Here is an 18,114-nt window from a genome sequence, read left to right on the forward strand (position 1 = left end):
CAGCCCGCTGGGCGCTCGGGCGGCGGACGGGGCACCCCGTGCGCCGGCCCGGGAAGGGTCAGCCTGCCAGGTCCCGCTTGGCGGCGATCTTGCTCGACATGCCGAACAGCTCGATGAAGCCCTTGGAGAGCGACTGGTCGAACGTGTCGCCGGTGTCGTAGGTGGCGAGGTCGAAGTCGTAGAGCGACTGCGCGGAGCGCCGGCCGGTGACCACCGCGCGGCCGCCGTGCAGGGTCATCCGGACGTCGCCGGAGACGACCTGGTTGGCCTCGTCGACGAAGCCGTCCAGGGCCCGCTTGAGCGGCGAGAACCACAGGCCGTCGTAGACCAGCTCGCCCCAGCGCTGCTCGACCTGCCGCTTGTAGCGGGCCAGTTCGCGCTCGACGGTGACGTTCTCCAGCTCCTGGTGCGCGGTGATCAGCGCGAGCGCACCCGGCGCCTCGTACACCTCGCGGGACTTGATGCCGACCAGCCGGTCCTCGACCATGTCGATCCGGCCGACGCCCTGCGCGCCGGCACGGGCGTTGAGCTGCTGGACGGCCTGGAGGACGGTGACCGGCCGCCCGTCGAGGGCGACCGGCGCGCCCGCCCGGAAGGTGACGACGACCTCGTCGGCCGCGCGGGCGGCGGCCGGGTCCTCGGTGTACGCGTAGACGTCCTCGGTCGGCGCGTTCCAGAGGTCCTCCAGGAAGCCCGTCTCCACGGCGCGGCCGAAGGCGTTCTGGTCGATGGAGAACGGCGACTTCCTGGTGGTGGCGATCGGCAGCCCGGCCTTCTCGGCGAAGGCGATCGCCTTGTCCCGGGTCATCGCGTAGTCCCGGACCGGGGCGATGCACCGCAGGTCGGGGGCGAGGGCGGAGATGCCGGCCTCGAAGCGCACCTGGTCGTTGCCCTTGCCGGTGCAGCCGTGCGCGACGGTGCTCGCCCCGTGCTTGCGCGCGGCGGCGACCAGGTGCTTGACGATGACCGGCCGCGACAGCGCGGAGACCAGCGGGTAGCGGTCCATGTAGAGGGCGTTGGCCTTGATCGCCGGGAGGCAGTACTCGTCGGCGAACTCGTCCTTGGCGTCGGCGACCTCGGCCGCCACCGCACCGCAGGCGAGCGCCCGCTTGCGGATGACGTCGAGGTCCTCGCCGCCCTGACCGACGTCCACCGCCACGGCGATGACCTCGGCGCCCGTCTCCTCGGCGATCCAGCCGATGCAGACGGAGGTGTCCAGACCGCCCGAGTAGGCGAGTACGACGCGCTCGGTCACGGGCTTCTCCTCACGGTGGCGCATACGCTCGTAGGCATAAGTATGCACTGGACCGTATGTTTCGTCAATGAACGGGGAAGTCCCAGGTCAGAGGCGCTTCACGGCGGCGAGACCGGCACGGAACGGCGCCCGCGAGCGGGGCACCCCGGCGCCTTCAGCGCTCCCCGAGCACCTCGCGGAGCACCTCCGCATGGCTGAGCGGCACCTCTTTCGTCGCCGTCAACAGGACGAGCGGGCCGCTGGACGCGAGTTCCCGCAGATGGGCCAGCGCGTCCTGCGGCGCCCCCGCGGCCAGCTCGGCCCGGTAGCGCTCGGCGAACGCCCCGAACCGCTCCTCGTCGTGCCCGTACCACTTGCGCAGCTCCGACGACGGCGCCACGTCCTTGCACCACTCGGCGTCGGCGACCCGCTCGTCCCCCTTCGCCATCCCCCGGGGCCACAGCCGGTCCACCAGGACCCGCGCCCCGTCCGCCGGCTCCGGCGGGTCGTACACCCGGCGCACCTCGACCCCGTGCGCCGCCTGCGCCTTCTTCGCTTTGGGAGTTTTTGCGGACATATTTCCATCGAAGCACGGTCGCTCCGCCCCCGCTCGGGGCTCCGGGAACGCCCCGGAAGGACCCCGCTTTGGATTCATCGGCCGGGACAGGGTATTTTTCTTTCTGCACGCCCCGACCGGGACTCCCGGTCGGTACGAGCACCGGGACGTGGCGCAGCTTGGTAGCGCACTTGACTGGGGGTCAAGGGGTCGCAGGTTCAAATCCTGTCGTCCCGACGGTGCACGAACGCCGAGGCCGCCTTCGCAGAGATGCGAAGGCGGCCTCGGCGTTGTGCGTGCAGCGGCGGGCGGGGCGGTGGCCGGGCGGCCACCTGCCCCGTCGGCCCTACCGCGCCCCTTCCGCCAGTTGCAGCAGGTGGTCGGCGAGCTGCTGGCCACCCGCCGGATCGCGGCTGATCAGGAGCAGGGTGTCGTCGCCGGCGATGGTGCCGAGGATGTCGTGGAGCTCCGCCTGGTCGATGGCGGAGGCCAGGAACTGGGCGGCACCCGGCGGGGTGCGCAGGACGACGAGGTTGGCGGACGCCTCGGCGGAGATGAGGAGTTCGCCGGAGAGGCGGCGCATCCGCTCCTCCTTGGCGGACTCCCCCAGCGGCGCCCGCGGCTTGCGGTCGCCGCCCTCGCTCGGTACCGCGTAGATCAGCTCACCGCCGGTGTTGCGGATCTTCACCGCCCCCAGTTCGTCCAGGTCGCGGGAGAGCGTCGCCTGGGTGACGGAGAGCCCGTCGTCGGCGAGCAGCTTGGCGAGCTGGCTCTGGGAGCGGACCGGCTGCCGGTTGAGGATGTCCACGATCCGGCGGTGGCGGGCGGTGCGGGTCTGCGGCACGGCCGGGCCGTTGGTCTGCGGCTCGGTGTCCTGCGGCTCGGTCATCGTTGCGTCAGTCTCCGGATCATCGTTCCCCGTTGGCCGGTTGTGCGGCCGTCTCAAGGACGCCGGGGAGCTTCTGGAGGAAGGTCTCCACCTGCTCTTCGGAGACGATCAGCGGCGGGGCGAGCCGGATGACGTCCGGCGCGACCGCGTTGATCAGAAGTCCCGCGTCCTGGGCCGCTCGTTGCGTCTGTGGCGCGAGGGGCCCCGTCAAGACGATACCGAGGAGCAGCCCGGCGCCGCGGACCTGGCCGACCAACGGGTGCTCCAGGGCCTCGATCCCGGCGCGCAGCCGCTCGCCGACCCGCTTGACGTGGTCGAGCAGGCCGTCCGCCTCGATGGTGTCCAGCACCGCGAGGGCGCCGGCGCAGACCACCGGGTTGCCGCTGAACGTCGAGCCGTGCGAGCCGGGGGTGAGGAGTTCGGCGGCCGGGCCGAAGGCGAGGGTGGCGCCGATCGGGAGGCCGCCGCCGAGGCCCTTGGCGAGGGTGATGACGTCGGCCTCGACGCCCTGGGCGAGGGACTCCAGCCAGTGCCCGGTGCGGCCGATGCCGGTCTGGATCTCGTCGAGGACCAGCAGGGTGCCGGTCGCGGCGGTGATCTCGCGGGCGGCGGCGAGGTAGCCGGGCGGCGGGACGACCACGCCGTTCTCGCCCTGGACCGGCTCCAGGATGACGAAGGCGGTGTCGGTGGTGACGGCGGCACGGAGGGCGGCCACGTCGCCGAACGGGACGTGGTCGACGTCGCCGGGGAGCGGGCGGAACGGGTCCTGCTTGCCGGGCTGGCCGGTGAGGGCCAGGGCGCCCATGGTGCGGCCGTGGAAGCCGCCAGCGGTGGACACCATGTGGGTGCGGCCGGTCAGCCGGCCGATCTTGAAGGCGGCCTCGTTGGCCTCGGCGCCGGAGTTGGAGAAGTAGACCCGGCCGGGCCGGCCGGCGAGCGCCAGCAGCCGCTCGGCGAGGGCCACGGTGGGCTCGCTGACGAAGAGGTTCGAGACGTGGCCGAGGGTGGCGATCTGGTCGGTGACCGCGCGGACCACCGCGGGGTGCGCGTGGCCGAGCGCGTTGACCGCGATCCCGCCGAGGAAGTCGAGGTACGCCGTGCCGTCCGCGTCCCAGACGGTGGCGCCCTCGCCCCGCACGAGCGGGACCCGGGGGGTGCCGAAGTTGTCCATCATGGCGCCCTGCCAGCGCCGGGTCAGGGCGTCGTTGCCGACCGGACCGTGCCCGGCCGCCGCGTCCCCGGTGGTCGGGTTCCCCGCCGTCGTGTTCATGCCGCCCCCTGCGTGGTGTGGTGTGCGATACCGCCGCGCGGTGCGGTGGCCGGTTCGGGGTCCGGGACCACCATCGTGCCGATGCCCTCGTCGGTGAAGATCTCCAGCAGGATCGAGTGCTGGACCCGCCCGTCGATCACCCGGGCGTTGCGCACCCCGTTGCGCACCGCGTACAGGCAGCCCTGCATCTTCGGGACCATGCCGCTGGCCAGGTCGGGCAGCAGCTTCTCCAGCTGGCTCGCGGTGAGCCGGGAGATCACCTCGTCGCTGTGCGGCCAGTCCTCGTAGAGCCCCTCGACGTCGGTGAGCACCATCAGGGTCTCCGCGCCGAGCGCCGCCGCCAGGGCCGAGGCGGCGGTGTCGGCGTTGACGTTGAACACCCCGGAGGCGTCCTCCTCGTCGCTGCTGCGGGCGATGGAGGAGATCACCGGGATCCGGCCGTCGTCCAGCAGCGCCTGCACCGCGCCGGAGTCGATCGCGGTGATCTCGCCGACCCGGCCGATGTCGACCGGCGCGCCGTCGACCTGCGCGTAGTGCTTGGTGGCGGACATCAGCCGGGCGTCCTCGCCGGTCATGCCGACGGCGAGCGGGCCGTGCTCGTTGAGCAGGCCGACCAGCTCGCGCTGGACCTGGCCGGCCAGCACCATCCGGACGACGTTCATCGCCTCGGGCGTGGTGACCCGCAGGCCGCCCTTGAACTCCGATTCCAGACCGAGCAGTTCGAGCTGGGCGCTGATCTGCGGGCCGCCGCCGTGGACGACGACCGGGCGCAGGCCGGCGTGCCGCAGGAAGACCACGTCCTGGGCGAAGGCGCGCTTGAGCGCGTCGTCGATCATGGCGTTGCCGCCGAACTTGATCACCACGGTCTTGCCGTGGTGCCGGGTCAGCCAGGGCAGCGCCTCAATGAGCGTGCGGGCCTTGGGCAGCGCGTTGTGCTTGCGGGTGGTCATGCGGCCTCGTTCCGCTGGGTGGGGTGTCCGACCGGTGCGCACGGGGGCGCGGCGGGTCCGGTCATGAGGAGTACGCGCTGTTCTCGTGGACGTAGTCGGCGGTGAGGTCGTTGGACCAGATCACCGCGGACTCGGTGCCGGCGGCGAGGTCGGCGGTGATCCGCACCTCGCGGTAGCGCATGTCGACCAACTCCCGGTCCTCGCCCACCGAGCCGTTCTTGCAGACCCAGACGTCGTTGATGGCGACGTTGAGCCGGTCCGGGTCGAAGGTGGCGGAGGTGGTGCCGATGGCGGAGAGCACCCGGCCCCAGTTGGGGTCCTCGCCGTGGAGGGCGCACTTGAGGAGGTTGTTGCGGGCGATGGAGCGGCCGACCTCCACCGCTTCGTCCTCGGTGGCGGCGTTGATCACGTCGATGCGGATGTCCTTGCTGGCGCCCTCGGCGTCGCCGATCAGCTGCCGGGCGAGGTCGCCGCAGACCTCGCGGACCGCCTCGACGAAGGCGGCCGCCTCCGGCACGACGCCGGAGGCGCCGGAGGCCAGCAGCAGCACCGTGTCGTTGGTGGAGGTGCAGCCGTCGGAGTCGACCCGGTCGAAGGTGGTGCGGGTGGCGGCGCGCAGCGCGGCGTCCAGCTGTTCGGCCGGCACGTCGGCGTCGGTGGTCAGCACGGCGAGCATGGTGGCCAGGCCGGGTGCGAGCATGCCGGCGCCCTTGGCCATCCCGCCGACGGTCCAGCCGTCCTTGGCGACCTGCGCGGTCTTGTGGACGCTGTCGGTGGTCTTGATCGCGATCGCGGCCTTCTCGCCGCCGTGGCCGGTGAGTTCGGCGGCGGCCTTCTCCACCCCCGGCAGCAGCTTGTCCATGGGCAGGCGCACGCCGATCAGGCCGGTGGAGGCCACCGCGACCTCGCCGGCGCTGTGCCCGTCCAGCACGTCGGCGACCTTCTCCGCGGTCGCGTGGGTGTCCTGGAAGCCCAGCGGGCCGGTGCAGGCGTTGGCACCGCCGGAGTTGAGGATCACCGCGGAGACCCGGCCGCCCTTGACGACCTGCTCGGACCAGACGACCGGGGCGGCCTTGACGCGGTTCGAGGTGAAGACGCCGGCGGCGGCCAGGCGCGGTCCGCTGTTGACCACCAGGGCGAGGTCGGGGTTGCCGTTCGCCTTGATGCCGGCGGCGATGCCCGCCGCGAGGAATCCCTGCGCTGCCGTCACACTCACGGCGCGACTCCAATCGTGGAAAGGCCCAGTTCCTCGGGGAGGCCGAGGGCGATGTTCATGCTCTGGACCGCGCCTCCGGCGGTCCCCTTGGTCAGGTTGTCGATGGCGCTGATCGCGATGATCCGGCCGGCCGCCGCGTCGAGGGCCACCTGGACCTGCACCGCGTTGCAGCCCTGCACGGCGGCGGTGGCGGGCCACTGCCCCTCGGGCAGCAGCCGGACGAAAGGCTCGCCGGCCAGCGCCTTCACGTACGCGCCGCGGACCGCGGCGGCGTCCACGCCGGGCCGGGCCTTGGCCGAGCAGGTGGCGAGGATGCCGCGGGACATCGGCGCCAGGGTGGGGGTGAAGGACACCCCGACCCGCTCGCCGGCCGCCGCGCTGAGGTTCTGGATCATCTCCGGGGTGTGCCGGTGCCCGCCGCCGACGCCGTAGGGGCTCATCGAGCCGATCACCTCGGAGCCGAGCAGGTGCGGCTTGAGCGCCTTGCCCGCGCCGGAGGTGCCGGACGCCGCGACGATCACCGCCTCCGGCTCGGCGAGGCCGGCCGCGTAGGCCGGGAAGAGCGCGAGCGAGACGGCGGTGGGGTAGCAGCCGGGGACCGCGATCCGCTTGGTCCCGGCCAGCGCGGCACGGCCGCCGGGCAGTTCGGGGAGGCCGTACGGCCAGGTGCCGGCGTGCGGCGAGCCGTAGAACGCCGTCCAGTCGGCGGCGTCCGCCAGGCGGAAGTCGGCGCCGCAGTCCACGACGAGGACGTCGGGGCCGAGCCCTTCGGCGACCGCGGCGGACTGGCCGTGCGGCAGCGCGAGGAACACCACGTCGTGGCCGGCCAGCACCTCGGGCGTGGTCGGCGCCAGCTCCCGGTCGGCCAGCGGGCCGAGGTGCGGCTGGAGGGTGCCCAGGCGCTGGCCCGCGTTGGAGTGCCCGGTCACCGCGCCGATCTCGACCTCCGGATGCCCCAGGAGCAGGCGCAGGAGCTCACCTCCCGCGTATCCGCTCGCACCGGCGACTGCTGCTCGTACCGTCATGCCCCTGGACCCTCCTCATCGATGGCATGACTATACGGATGAATGCAGTTTTATGCAATGCTCCGTGCGGCGTCACGGTGACGCGCCCACGACGGAGCGCCCCCGTCGACCGGCGGGGTGACGCACGTCACGACGGGCGGCGTCACAGTTGCGGGCCCTGCGGGGTCTTCCTGGGGAACGGCAGGGCGATCCCGGCGGCCTCGGCACGGCCGTCGTTCCGCGCCCGCCGGCCACGAGAAGGGACGGGTCATGGAAACCTTGACCGTGCAACGCGTCATCGCGGCGCCGATCGCCGACGTTTTCGACTGGTGCGCCACCACCACCCACTACACCCGCACGCCGTTCGTCCTGAAGGCGCGGTTGGCCCGGCCGGGACGGGACGCCCCCTACGGAGTGGGCGCCGTCCGGCTGCACACCTGGGTGATCGGCTGGTTCCGCGAGCGGATCACCGCCTACCACCCGCCGTACGACTTCGACTACACCGTCGAGCGCAGCATCCCGCCGGCTCGGCACGAACAGGGCCGGATGACCTTCACCGAAGTGCCCGGCGGCACCCTCGTCGCCTGGACCACCGCGTTCCAGGTGCCCCTCCCCCTCGTCGGCGGCGCCCTCACCCGCGCACTCGCCAAGCCGGTCGTCGCCCACGTCTTCGGCGCGATCCTCGACGCCGCCGACACGGCACTCACGGGCGCCCCGGCCACCCGCCGCTGAGCGGGCCGCCCGTGCGGTCGGGGCGGCCCGCTACGGGTGTTCCGCGCGCGGCGGGGCAGCGGGGCCCGAGGGTGCCCCGGGCTCGCCGTGGAGGACGTCGCGGGCCTGCTCCGCGGCGCGGGCCATGCTCTCGCCGACGACGTCGACGAAGCGCGCGATGCCCTCGAAGCGGGCGGCGGCCGGGGTGCCGGGGCCGAGGACGTCGACGCCCCGTCGTGCGGTTTCGGCGAGCCGGGCGTTGGCGCGGGCGTTGGCCCGCATCGCCTGGTACCAGATGTCGTCGTCGACGACGTAGCGCTCGCGGCGGCGGTCGTCGCGCTCCCGGCGGACCAGGCCCTGCCCTTCGAGGAACGCGATCGCCTTGGAGACGGACGCCGGGCTGACCTGGAGGTGCCGGGTCAGTTCGGACGCGGTGAGGCTGCCGGCGTCGGCGGTGTAGAGGCAGACCAGCACCCGGGACGTCATCGCGGGCAGGCCCGATCGCACGAGGACGGCGGCGAACGCCTCCTCGTAGGCGCGCACCGCCTCGGCGTCGCGCCCGGGGACCTGCGCGGGGACCTGCGCGGGCGCCCCGGGGTCGCGCGGCGCGGGCTGTCGACGCCGGTGGGCGCGGTGCGCGGTGGCGCGGTGGGCCAGGTCGGCACGGTAGGCGGTGGGGCCGCCGTTGCGCAGCACCTCGCGCGTGACGGTCGAGGTCGGGCGGCCCAGGCGCCTGGCGATCTCGGCGCAGGCCAGGTCGTCGGCCAACCCCCGTGCGATCTGCTGGCGTTCCTGCTGGGTGAGTCTGCCTCCCGGCATGGCGGCCCCCTTCCCGGTCCGCGGCGTCTCCGGCGGCGCGTTCACTCACCATCCATTGCAACGAGCTGGCGGCGTTTGCCGTAGGAACTCGAAGGTTGCCGCAACGATTCCCCGGATCCTATCGGCCATGACGGCGAGCTCACAGGGCAATTCCGTTCCCGCCGCATGAACGCAACGTAGCGTTTCCGTCAAGAGAAACTACGGGTCGCTCCCGCGCGAGGAGGCCGGGCCGTCACCCGCGCAGCGCGCCGCCGCCCACCGAACCGCCCGTAAGACAGGCGCCCCGCAGGGGAGTTGGCCCGATACCCGGCAGACGGGGGCGCGGCGGCGGGCCTACCGTGGCGGGCCATGGACCTCCTGATCGTCGGCGGCAGCGGCTTCCTGGGGCGCGAGTTGGCACGGCAGGCGGGGGCGGCCGGGCACGCCGTGACGGCGACCTTCGCCACCCGCGCCGGCGAACTCCCCCGGATCCGCTGGCTGCCCCTGGACCTGCGGCGCGGCGAAGAGATCGCACCGGTGCTCCGGGCGGCCCGACCGGACGTCGTCATCAACGCCGCCTACCGCAAGGCGGATTGGGCGACCACCGCCGACGGCGCGATCCGCCTCGCGCTGGCCGCCGGCCAGTACGGGGCCCGGCTGGTGCACGTGTCCAGTGACGCCGTCTTCTCCGGCGCCGACGTCCACTACGACGAATCCGCCGCGCCGGATCCGGTCACCCCGTACGGGGCCGCGAAGGCGGCGGCCGAGACGGCGATCCGGCTGTTCGCCCCGACCGCCGCCGTCGCCCGCACCTCGCTGATCCTCGGCGACGGCGACTCGGTGCACGAGACGTTCGTCCGCGACCTGGCCACCGGGCGGCGGGAGGGCGTGCTCTTCACGGACGACGTCCGGTGCCCCGTGCACGTCGCCGACCTCGCCCGGGCCCTCCTCGAACTGGCCGGTTCCGCCCGCGCGGGCACGTACCACCTCGCGGGTGCGGACGCCGTGAGCCGCCACGAACTCGGCGTCCTGGTCGCCGGCCGCGACGGGTTGGACGCCGCCAGGCTGACGCCCGGCCGGCGCGCCGGCACCGGTGCCCCGGGGGCGTTGGACGTCCGCCTGGACAGCACGCGGACGCAACGCACCTTGCGCACCACGCTGCGCGGCGCCCGCACGTTCCTGCGCCCGGCGGACCGCTGACGCCCGGTCAGCCCCCGTGCGCGGTGAGGGTGTAGCCCTCCGGGCCCTCGAAGGAGAACATCGGCCCGAACGGGCTGTCGGCCATCGGGGCGAGGATCGTGACGCCGGCGGCGACGAGTTGGTCGTGGAGCTGGGGGCGTCGGGCGTCCGGAACCAGAGCACCACACCGAGGCCGGGGCGTGCGGCGTCGGCGAGGTCGACGCCCGGCAGGAGCTGCCGGACGGCGAACGGGGTCGGCCGGGTGTCGAAGACGACCGCGTGCGGCGGCGAGACCGCGGCCCGGCGCAGGCCCAGGTGCCGCTCGCAGAACGCGGCGGCGGCGGCCACGTCACGGACCTGTAGGGCGACGAAATCGGGGCCGTCGATGGCAACAGACACGAGCACTTCCTCCACTTCCATGTCAAAACTTTGACATGGGAGAGATTAGGGAGCCCCGAGGTCTCATGTCAAAATGCTGACATGAACGAGAGGACGCCCACCGGGCCGCCGCAGCCCGTACCCGACGTCACCCACCACGTCGGGTACCTGGTCAAACGGGCCCAGGCCGCCCTGCGCGCCGCCATGGACAAGGTCCTGCGCGCGCACGGGCTCACCGTGCCCCAGTACTCCACCCTCGAACTCCTCGCCCAGCGCCCCGGCATGTCCAACGCCGACCTCGCCCGCGCGACCTTCGTCACCCGGCAATCCGGGAACGTCGTCCTGCGCGGCCTGCAGGACGCGGGCCTGATCACCCGCCCCGCCACCGCCGACCACGGCCGCGCCCGCCCCACCCACCTCACGGAGGAGGGCCACCGGCGCCTGGCCGTGGTCCAGGAGGCCGTCTACGCCGTCGAGCAGCGGATGGTCGACGCGATCCCGCCGCAGCGCCTGCCCACGCTCCTGGCCGACCTCGAACTCCTGGCGACGGCCCTGGAGGAATGACCCGGCACCGCGGCGCGGGGCGGCCCGCTGAGTCGCACCCGGCGGGTCACCTCCCGTACACCCGGGCGGTGTTGGGCTCCGGTGCCGGGCGGTGGTGCGCCGCCGGACCCGCGGCGAAGGCCCGCAGCAGGTTCTCCGTGGTGCGGGTGACGAAGGCGCCGGTGCGCCGGTCCAGGCCGTGGTTGCGGCCGTTGTCCCGGGTGCCCGCCATGAGGGCCTCGACCCAGCGCATGGTGCCGGTGGCGAAGACCCCGGCGCCGCCCGGGACGGTGTAGTAGGCGGAGTCGGCGTGGCTGGCGCGGCCCCGGCAGACCAACGGGGAGTGCGCGACGATCTGGAGGTCCGCCGGGGTGGGGGCGGCGGGCGTGACCCGGTCGTACTCCACGCCGACCAGGTGGTCGAAGGCGTCGCCGGCCCGGGCCCCGGTGCCCTCGAAGAGCCAGTGGTCGGCGCCGTGCACGACGTAGGGCGCGTCCGTCGGGTAGCCCTCGTAGAAGACGCCGGTCAGGGCCGACTCCGGGTCGGCGGCGGGCGGCGCGCGAAAGTCGTGGGTGGGCGGGTCGCGGCGGACGGCGAACCCGGGGTCGTCGCGGTAGGCGGTCTTGTAGCAGGTCACGGTGCGCAACGGGCCGGCCGGACCGGCGTCCAGGCGGACCCGGCGGAAGCACGCGTTGGCGCCGAGGAAGGCGAGGTTGCTCCCGCCGTCGCGGGCCCGGGTGACGTGGTCGCGCTGCTGCGGCGTCCAGTACTCGTCGTGGCCGAGGGAGAGCACGGCGGTGGCGCCGCGCAGCGCGCCCGGGTCGTCGTGGACATCCACCGAGGTGGTGTAGGCCAGCGGCAGGCCCAGCCGCTCGGCCAGCACCACCAGGGCGCGCTCGTACACCAGGAACTTCTCGGCGCCGGTGGCGTCGTAGGGGCGGTCGAAGCTGACGGCGAGGGAGCGGGTGGCGTAGGCGCCGTCCCGGCCCTGGTAGAGGCTGTGGCCGCCCCAGGCGTTGTACGCCTGCCAGGTCGTCACCGCGTGCATCAGGACGGTGCGGCCCGCCGCGCCGGTCGAGCGGACCACCAGCGGGACGTAGCGCTGGTGGCCGTGGTCGGCGTCGAGGCGCAGCAGGTAGGCGCCGGGCGGCCAGCCGGCGGTGCGGACGGTGGTGGTGCGCGGCCAACCGGCTTCCACGGTGCGGGTGTCGGCGACCAGTCGCGGGGCGGGGCCGCGCCGGCCGGCGAGCCGATCCGAGCGCCACACCAGCCGGGCCTGGGCGCCGCCGTACCAACCGACCCGGTAGGCACGGATGCGGAAACCGGGTGCGGTGGTGGAGACGTGCAGGCCGAACTCCTCGCCCGGCCGCACGCTGACCCGGTCCGCATAGCCCTCGATCGCGTCCGGGGGGCCGGTGGCGGCCAGCCGCCAGTCCGGGTCGCCGGGGCGGGTGCGCTCGGCGGCGAGCGGGTCGGCGGGCCGGTGGCCACCGGGGGCGCCGCCCGGGGAGTCGCAGCCGGCCAGGCCGGTGGCGAGGGCCGCGAGCCCGGTGGCGGCGCCGAGGAAGTGCCGGCGGTCCAGGCCGGTGCGCGGCCGGTCCGCGGGGGGCCGCTCCGGCGTGTCGTGCGCCGCGCCGTCCGCCATCGGCCCGCTCCCGTCGTCGCCTTCCCGATTCGTCCCGGTGGCCGCGGGCGCACCCTCGGGTGGCCGGACGCCGCGGGCGCCACCGCGGGGCGGCGGCCGGTCGGCGTGCCGCCCCAGGACGATCCTGCGCCCGGCGGCGCGGTACGACGACCGCTGCGGGCCCGAACGCGGGTACCGTCCCCGGACGCGGAAGTCCGGCCGCCCCCGGGGACGGCCGGACCCGACCCACCGCTGGGCCGTCGGCTCACGCGGGCTGCGGCATCTCGTTCCTGAGGGACTTGCGGAGCTGTTCGCGCAGTTCGGGGCCGTCCGTGTGGCCGTGCACGGAGATCGCGTGCGCGGTGGCGGCGCGGAGCACCTCGTCCTCCTCGCCGATGAGGACGAGGCTGCACCCCGTCTCGCTCGGGTGGTCCCGGCAGTCGATCATCTTGCGCATCGCCCACCACCTCCTCCCCTTCAGTGTCGGCCGCCCGCGCCCGCCCGGCGCCGCGCGTACGGGGAACCACGTATGGCGCGCCGACCGCACGACCTGATGCAGTGGAAGCACGAGGCAGCGTGGCGAGGAGGTGACGGCCATGGCGGTGTCCGCCCCGGCCGCACCGGGTGCCGCCGGGAACGGCGGAACCACCCGACAGGACCGGGTGGACGCGTTCCTGGAACGGGTCATCGCCGACGGCGGGGCCGCGGTCGCCGGCCTGTGCACCTCACTCGGCGACCGGCTCGGGCTGTACCGGGCGATGGCCGGCGCCGGCCCGCTGACCGCCGCGCAGCTCGCCGCCCGCACCGGACTGGTCGAGCGGTACGTCCGGGAGTGGCTGGCGGCCCAGGTGGCCGGCGAGTACGTGACGTACGCGCCGGAGCGCGGCACGTACCTGCTGCCGGACGCGCACGCCGCGGTCCTCGCCGACCCCGCGCTCGCCAGCTACGCGGCCGGCTTCTTCACCGTGCTCCAGGCGGTGTACGCCACCGAGGACAGCCTGGTGGAAGCGTTCCGCACCGGTGCGGGCATCGGTTGGGAGGAGCACGGGCCGGCGCTGTTCGAGGGCACCGCGAAGTTCTTCCGCCCCGGTTACACGGCGGCGCTGGTGCCCCAGTGGTTGGCCGCGCTGGACGGCGTGGTGGAGAAGCTGGAGCGCGGCGCCACGGTGGCGGACGTCGGGTGCGGCTACGGCTACTCGACGGCGCTGATGGCGCGGGCCTTCCCCCACTCCCGCTTCACCGGCTACGACTTCCACCGCCCGTCGGTCGAGGCGGCCCGCGGCGTCGCGGCCGAACAGGGCGTGGCCGACCGGGTGTCGTTCGAGGTGGCGGCCGCCGACGACTTCCCCGGCGCGGACTTCGACCTGATCACCTACTTCGACTGCCTGCACGACATCGGCGACCCGGGGGCCGCGCTGCGGCACGCCGCGCACGCCCTGGCCGACGGCGGCACCTGCATGATCGTCGAGCCGAACGCCTCCGCGCGCGACGAGGAGAACGCCACTCCGGTGGGGCGGGTGCTGACCGCCGCCTCGGTGGCCGTGTGCCTGCCCTCCGCGCTGGCCCAGCACGGTCCGCAGGCCCTGGGGAACCACGCGGGTGAAGGGGCCCTGCGGGACCTCGCCGAAGCGGCCGGGTTGCACCACTGGCGGCTGGCGACGCAGAGCCCGGTCAACCGCGTCTATGCCGTCGGGCGCTAACCGCGCCCGACGCCCCCGGCCGGTCTTCCCCCGGCCGGCCGGGCGGCCCCGCTCCGGACGGCTCCCGAACGCCCCGGGAGCCGTCCGCTCGGCCTTGACCGGGGTCGGGCGGCTCGGCACGCTGGACGTATGAGCGCGGCCGCGCAGGCCGGCCTGCGGCGCATCCTCTCCGTCGTGGACCTCCTGATCGACGCCGTGGACGAGGACGCCCTGGTTCCGGCGCTGCTCCCGCTGCTGCTCGGCGCGCTGCCCGGCGACAGCGTCATCTGGTCGCCCCGGCCGGATCCGGCCCATCCGCTGCGCACCCTCCCGGACGACCTGCTGAGCCGGGACGTGCTGGACGCCTTCGACCGCGGGTGGCGCTGCGACTCCTTCGTCCGGCACACCCGGATCGGCAGCGGCACCCCCCTGCTCCGCTCGGCCCTGCAGACCACCGGCGAGTTCCACGCGCTGCCGTTCTACGCCGACGTCTACCGGCCGTTCGGCGCCGAACGGCAGCTGGCGATGTCGTTCCCCGCGGGGTACGTCGCCGGCGTGCCGCGGCGGGTCTCGGTGGTGGTCAGCCGCGACCGGCACGGCAGCGAGTTCAGCGACGCCGACCTGGCCGCGGCCGGTCTGCTGCGCACCCGCCTCAGCCGGGTCCTGGGCCGCCTCGCCCCGCCGGCGCCGGCCCCGGTCAGGGAACTGGTCACCGACCGCGAATCGGCCGTGCTGGGCCTGCTCGCCGACGGCCTGACGAACCAACAGATCGCGCACCGGCTGGCGATCAGCCCGCGGACCGTCGACAAGCACCTGGAGCACGCCTACGCCAAGCTGCGGGTGGTCGGCCGGGTCGCGGCGGCCAACGCCTGGCTGCGCCGGGAGGCCGGGCCACCGGATCGCGGACCGCACGCCCCGGGCTGAACCGGGGCGCGCCAGCCGGGCGACCGCCCAGGTGGCGGGCGGCGGTGCGGGAGCCCCGGCCCGGCTCCCGGCGTCAGGGACCGACCGGGCCCGGATCGAGCAGCCCCAGCGTCATCCACTGCTCCGGGGAGGTCAGCGGCCGGAAGCCGACCTTGGCGTAGACGCCGTGCGCGTCCTTGGTGGCGAGGGTGATCCGGGCCAGCCCGTGCGGGGCCAGGTGGGCGGCGACCGCCTCCACCAGGGCGGTGCCCAACCCCTTGCCGCGGTCGTCGCGGCAGACGTAGACGTCGCAGAGCCAGGCGAAGGTGACGTAGTCGGTGACGATCCGGGCGTAGGCCACCTGGCGCCCCGAACCGGACGCGTACAGGCCGAAGTTGAGCGAGCCGGCGAGGGCCCGGTCGTGGTGTGCGCGGGTGCGGCCGAGCGCCCAGTAGGAGTCGGTGGCGAGCCAGTGGTGGACCAGGTCGGAGTCGAGCCGGTCCGGGTCGGTGGAGACCTCGTAGCCGTCGAGGGCGCGGGCAGTCATGCCGGGAGCCTGGCAGACGGGGCGGGCCCGAGTCGAACGGGTTGCCGGGCCGGCCGGGCAACCCGTTTCAGGCCACCACAACGCCCAGTTCGTCGCAGGCGACCCGGAGACGGCGGGCCCCCTCGGCCAACTCTCCGACGCCGGCCGCCGAGGCGAAGCTCAGCCGGAGGTGGGCGGCCGGCGGCTCGGCCGGGAAGTAGGGGCGGCCGGCCGCCACCGCGACGCCGGCCCGCAGCGCGGCGCCGGTCAGCGCCGCCTCGTCGGTGCCGGCGGGCAGTCGCAGCCACAGGTGGTAGCCGCCGAGCGGCGTGCGCCGCTCGGGTCCCGCGGCGTCCAGCGCCGGCAGCTCGCGGTGCAGCGCGGTCCGCAGGGCCTGCCGACGCACCGCCAACTCCCCCGCGATCAGCCGCAGGTGGCGGGTCCAGGCCGGCGAGCCGACGAGTTCGAGCGCGGCTTCCTGGAGGGGTCCGGGGACGAAGAAGCTGTCGACGACCTGGATGGCGTGCAGCCGGTCGAGCACCGGGCCGCGGGCCGCCAGGGCGCCCACCCGCAGGCTCGGCGAGGTGGCCTTGGTCAGCGAGCGGACGTGCACCACGGTGCCGTCGGGGTCGTCGGCGATCAGGGTCGGCGGCAACGGGGGCGCGTCGGCGTGGCCCAGCAGCCGGGCGAAGTCGTCCTCGACCACGAAGGCGCCGGCGGCCCGGGCCACCCGCAGCACCTCCCGGCGGCGCTCGGCGGCCAGCACCGCGCCGGACGGGTTCTGGAACAGCGGCTGGCAGACGAAGAGCCGGGCGCCGCTGGCCCTGAAGGCGTCGGCGAGCAGGTCGGTGCGGACCCCGTCGGCGTCCACCGGGACCGGGACCGGGCGGAGGCCGGAGGCGCGGGCGACGGCCAGCATGCCGGGGTAGGTCGGCGACTCGACGAGGACCGGGGCGCCGGGCGCGGCGAGGGCGCGCACGGCGGCGGTCAGGGCGCTCTGGCCGCCCGCGGTGATCAGGACGTCGCTGGCGGCGAGCGGGCCGCCGGGGCCGCCGATCTCCCGGGCGAACCACGCCCGCAGCTCCGAGACGCCGCCCACCGGCGGACGGCTCCAGGCGCCGGGCCGCCGGCCGGCCCGGGCCAGCGCGGCGGCCAGGGCGCGCTCGGGCTGGAGGGTGGGGTGCAGATAGCCGCCGTTGAGCTCGATGACGCCGGGTGCCGGGGTGGCGAGGGTGGCCAGTACGCCGGTGGCGTCGACGCTGCGCGGCACCTGGTCGCCGGCCGGTTCGGCGCTCAGCGCGATCTCCTGCCAGGAGGTATCCGCGGGACGCGGTGCCGCGCGGCGCGGCTCGGCTCGGAACGCCCCGGCGCCGGGGCGGGTGACGACCAGTCCTTCGGCGACCAGTTCGGCCAGCGCCCGGGAGACCGTCACCGGGCTGACCCGGTGCCGCTCGATCAGGGCACGACTCGACGGCAGCTTCTCCCCTGATGAGTAGCGCTTCAGCTCTTCTCGCAGGGTCGCGGCCAATTCAGCCCCACTGCTACGCTCATGCATGAGAGCCAACGATAGCGCTATCGCCGCCGCACCGATAGCGGTCACCGCCCCGGAGCCCGCCCCCGCCGCGCCCCGTCCGGCGCGCGCGACCCGCGCGCCCGGTTCCGGCGTCCTACTCGCCGCGCTCGGCGTCGCCACCTTCTCCCTGACCTTCCCGGCGACCGCCTGGGCCCTGGAGGGCATGGGCCCCTGGACGGTGGTGATGCTGCGCAGCGTGCTGGCCGCCGCACTGGCCGGCACCTGCCTGGCGGCCTGCCGGGTCCGGGTCCCCGAGCGCCGCCACTGGGCCGGGATCGCGGTGGTGGCGGGCGGCGTCGTCCTGGGCTTCCCGCTGCTGACCACCCTCGCGCTCGAGACCTCCACCACCTCGCACGCCGCCGTGGTCATCGGGGTGTTGCCGCTGGCCACCGCGGCGTTCTCCGCCGTGCGCACCGGAGCCCGGCCCTCGCGCACCTTCTGGGGCGCCGCACTGGTCGGCGCGGCGGCCGTCATCGCCTTCGCGGTGCAGCAGAGCGGCGGCGCCCTGGACACCAGCGACCTGTTCCTGTTCGCGGCGCTACTGGTGTGCGCGGCCGGCTACGCCGAAGGCGGCCGGCTGGCCCGTCACCTGCCGGGGTGGCAGGTGATCGGCTGGGCGCTGGTGCTGGCGCTGCCGGTGACGGTGCCGGGCGCCGCCTGGGCACTGACCGCCGAGCCGCTGCACCTGACCGGCCACGCGGTGGCCGGCGTGCTGTGGCTGGCGCTCGGCTCCACCTTCCTCGGGATGGTGGTCTGGTACCGCGGGATGGCCGCCATCGGCGTCTCCCGGGCCAGTCAACTCCAGCTCGCCCAGCCGCTGTTGACCCTGATCTGGTCGGTGGTGCTGCTGGACGAGCGGCTGCCGCCGGCCGCGCCCCTGACGGCGCTGGCGGTGCTGGCGTGCATCGTGGTCACCCAGCGGGCCCGGGCGTGACGGCGGCGGGCCCGGGCGGCGGTCCGGGCCCGGGGCGGTCCGGCTCCCCGGGTGCGCCCCGGGCCCGCGGACATAAACTGGCGGCGATGGCAGGAGTGCCGTCCGGGCCGTTCCCGGGCCCGCAATCCGTTGGCCGTCCCACCGCCA

18 protein-coding genes, 1 tRNA gene and 1 pseudogene are annotated in these 18,114 nt (G+C 74.8%); 7 read left to right on the forward strand and 13 right to left on the reverse strand.

The window, feature by feature from the left end; genetic code table 11:
* Positions 1–58: 58 nt before the first annotated feature.
* Positions 59–1,255, reverse strand: coding sequence for an argininosuccinate synthase (locus ABD385_RS19310; RefSeq protein ID WP_344577472.1), 1,197 nt, complete (start codon positions 1,253–1,255; stop codon positions 59–61).
* A gap of 154 nt (positions 1,256–1,409) precedes the next feature.
* The gene (locus ABD385_RS19315; protein WP_344577473.1) at positions 1,410–1,811 is read right to left on the reverse strand and encodes a DUF488 domain-containing protein; all 402 of its coding nucleotides are present in this window, start codon (positions 1,809–1,811) and stop codon (positions 1,410–1,412) included.
* Between the two features lie 142 nt (positions 1,812–1,953).
* On the opposite strand from ABD385_RS19315, the gene ABD385_RS19320 reads away from it, so the two are divergent.
* A tRNA-Pro gene (locus ABD385_RS19320) sits at positions 1,954–2,027 on the forward strand.
* Between the two features lie 109 nt (positions 2,028–2,136).
* On the opposite strand, the gene ABD385_RS19325 is transcribed toward ABD385_RS19320, so the two are convergent.
* The 5 genes from ABD385_RS19325 to argC form a co-directional block, all read right to left on the reverse strand.
* Positions 2,137–2,679, reverse strand: coding sequence for an arginine repressor (locus tag ABD385_RS19325; RefSeq protein ID WP_016571459.1), 543 nt, complete (start codon positions 2,677–2,679; stop codon positions 2,137–2,139).
* Between the two features lie 19 nt (positions 2,680–2,698).
* The gene (locus ABD385_RS19330; RefSeq protein ID WP_344577476.1) at positions 2,699–3,949 is read right to left on the reverse strand and encodes an acetylornithine transaminase; all 1,251 of its coding nucleotides are present in this window, start codon (positions 3,947–3,949) and stop codon (positions 2,699–2,701) included.
* Entirely contained in the window at positions 3,946–4,899 is a 954-nt protein-coding gene (gene argB / locus ABD385_RS19335; protein ID WP_344577479.1) for an acetylglutamate kinase, read from the reverse strand. The genes ABD385_RS19330 and argB overlap by 4 nt, the downstream gene beginning before the upstream one ends.
* A 61-nt stretch (positions 4,900–4,960) precedes the next feature.
* A complete protein-coding gene (gene argJ, locus ABD385_RS19340; protein ID WP_344577482.1) occupies positions 4,961–6,115 on the reverse strand; it encodes a bifunctional glutamate N-acetyltransferase/amino-acid acetyltransferase ArgJ in 1,155 nt (384 codons plus the stop codon).
* Positions 6,112–7,140: an N-acetyl-gamma-glutamyl-phosphate reductase gene (argC, locus tag ABD385_RS19345; RefSeq protein WP_344577483.1), complete on the reverse strand. Its 1,029-nt coding sequence runs from the start codon at positions 7,138–7,140 to the stop codon at positions 6,112–6,114. Before argC ends, argJ begins: the two co-directional genes overlap by 4 nt.
* 249 nt (positions 7,141–7,389) lie before the next feature.
* Here argC and ABD385_RS19350 point away from each other — a divergent pair, with 249 nt between their 5' ends.
* Positions 7,390–7,851, forward strand: a complete 462-nt coding sequence (locus tag ABD385_RS19350) for an SRPBCC family protein (RefSeq protein WP_344577484.1) — start codon at positions 7,390–7,392, stop codon at positions 7,849–7,851.
* A 30-nt stretch (positions 7,852–7,881) separates the two neighbouring features.
* Here the strand turns inward: ABD385_RS19350 and ABD385_RS19355 are convergent, their stop codons facing one another.
* Positions 7,882–8,649, reverse strand: a complete 768-nt coding sequence (locus ABD385_RS19355; protein ID WP_344577486.1) for a helix-turn-helix domain-containing protein — start codon at positions 8,647–8,649, stop codon at positions 7,882–7,884.
* Positions 8,650–8,997: 348 nt separating this feature from the next.
* Here ABD385_RS19355 and ABD385_RS19360 point away from each other — a divergent pair, with 348 nt between their 5' ends.
* Positions 8,998–9,828 carry an SDR family oxidoreductase gene (locus tag ABD385_RS19360; protein WP_344577489.1) on the forward strand — a complete coding sequence of 277 codons (831 nt, stop codon included), beginning with the start codon at positions 8,998–9,000 and terminating at the stop codon, positions 9,826–9,828.
* 7 nt (positions 9,829–9,835) lie between these two features.
* On the opposite strand, the pseudogene ABD385_RS19365 reads toward ABD385_RS19360, so the two are convergent.
* Positions 9,836–10,227, reverse strand: a pseudogene (locus ABD385_RS19365) (VOC family protein).
* Between the two features lie 60 nt (positions 10,228–10,287).
* Here ABD385_RS19365 and ABD385_RS19370 point away from each other — a divergent pair.
* Entirely contained in the window at positions 10,288–10,749 is a 462-nt protein-coding gene (locus tag ABD385_RS19370) for a MarR family winged helix-turn-helix transcriptional regulator (RefSeq protein ID WP_344577491.1), read from the forward strand.
* Between the two features lie 46 nt (positions 10,750–10,795).
* Here the strand turns inward: ABD385_RS19370 and ABD385_RS19375 are convergent, their stop codons facing one another.
* Together ABD385_RS19375 and ABD385_RS19380 are read right to left on the reverse strand one after the other, a co-directional pair.
* The gene (locus ABD385_RS19375; RefSeq protein WP_344577494.1) at positions 10,796–12,373 is read right to left on the reverse strand and encodes a N,N-dimethylformamidase beta subunit family domain-containing protein; all 1,578 of its coding nucleotides are present in this window, start codon (positions 12,371–12,373) and stop codon (positions 10,796–10,798) included.
* A 244-nt stretch (positions 12,374–12,617) separates the two neighbouring features.
* Positions 12,618–12,809, reverse strand: coding sequence for a DUF1059 domain-containing protein (locus tag ABD385_RS19380; protein ID WP_344577497.1), 192 nt, complete (start codon positions 12,807–12,809; stop codon positions 12,618–12,620).
* Positions 12,810–12,948: 139 nt separating this feature from the next.
* Between ABD385_RS19380 and ABD385_RS19385 the strand changes: the two genes are divergently transcribed.
* Both ABD385_RS19385 and ABD385_RS19390 read left to right on the forward strand, forming a co-directional pair.
* Positions 12,949–14,052, forward strand: a complete 1,104-nt coding sequence (locus ABD385_RS19385) for a class I SAM-dependent methyltransferase (protein ID WP_344577500.1) — start codon at positions 12,949–12,951, stop codon at positions 14,050–14,052.
* A gap of 129 nt (positions 14,053–14,181) precedes the next feature.
* On the forward strand, positions 14,182–14,955 hold the full coding sequence (locus ABD385_RS19390; RefSeq protein ID WP_344577503.1) for a helix-turn-helix transcriptional regulator: 774 nt from the start codon (positions 14,182–14,184) through the stop codon (positions 14,953–14,955).
* Between the two features lie 73 nt (positions 14,956–15,028).
* On the opposite strand, the gene ABD385_RS19395 is transcribed toward ABD385_RS19390, so the two are convergent.
* Positions 15,029–15,481 (reverse strand): GNAT family N-acetyltransferase, encoded by a 453-nt coding sequence (locus ABD385_RS19395; protein ID WP_344577505.1) that lies wholly within the window; start codon positions 15,479–15,481, stop codon positions 15,029–15,031.
* Positions 15,482–15,548: 67 nt separating this feature from the next.
* Positions 15,549–17,015: an aminotransferase-like domain-containing protein gene (locus tag ABD385_RS19400; RefSeq protein WP_344577508.1), complete on the reverse strand. Its 1,467-nt coding sequence runs from the start codon at positions 17,013–17,015 to the stop codon at positions 15,549–15,551.
* Here ABD385_RS19400 and ABD385_RS19405 point away from each other — a divergent pair.
* Positions 17,014–17,967, forward strand: a complete 954-nt coding sequence (locus ABD385_RS19405; RefSeq protein ID WP_344577511.1) for a DMT family transporter — start codon at positions 17,014–17,016, stop codon at positions 17,965–17,967. The genes ABD385_RS19400 and ABD385_RS19405 overlap by 2 nt on opposite strands.
* Positions 17,968–18,114: the final 147 nt, after the last annotated feature.

It is taken from the genome of Streptomyces lunalinharesii (genome assembly GCF_039532155.1).
In the GTDB taxonomy this organism is placed as follows: Bacteria; Actinomycetota; Actinomycetes; order Streptomycetales; family Streptomycetaceae; genus Streptomyces; species Streptomyces lunalinharesii.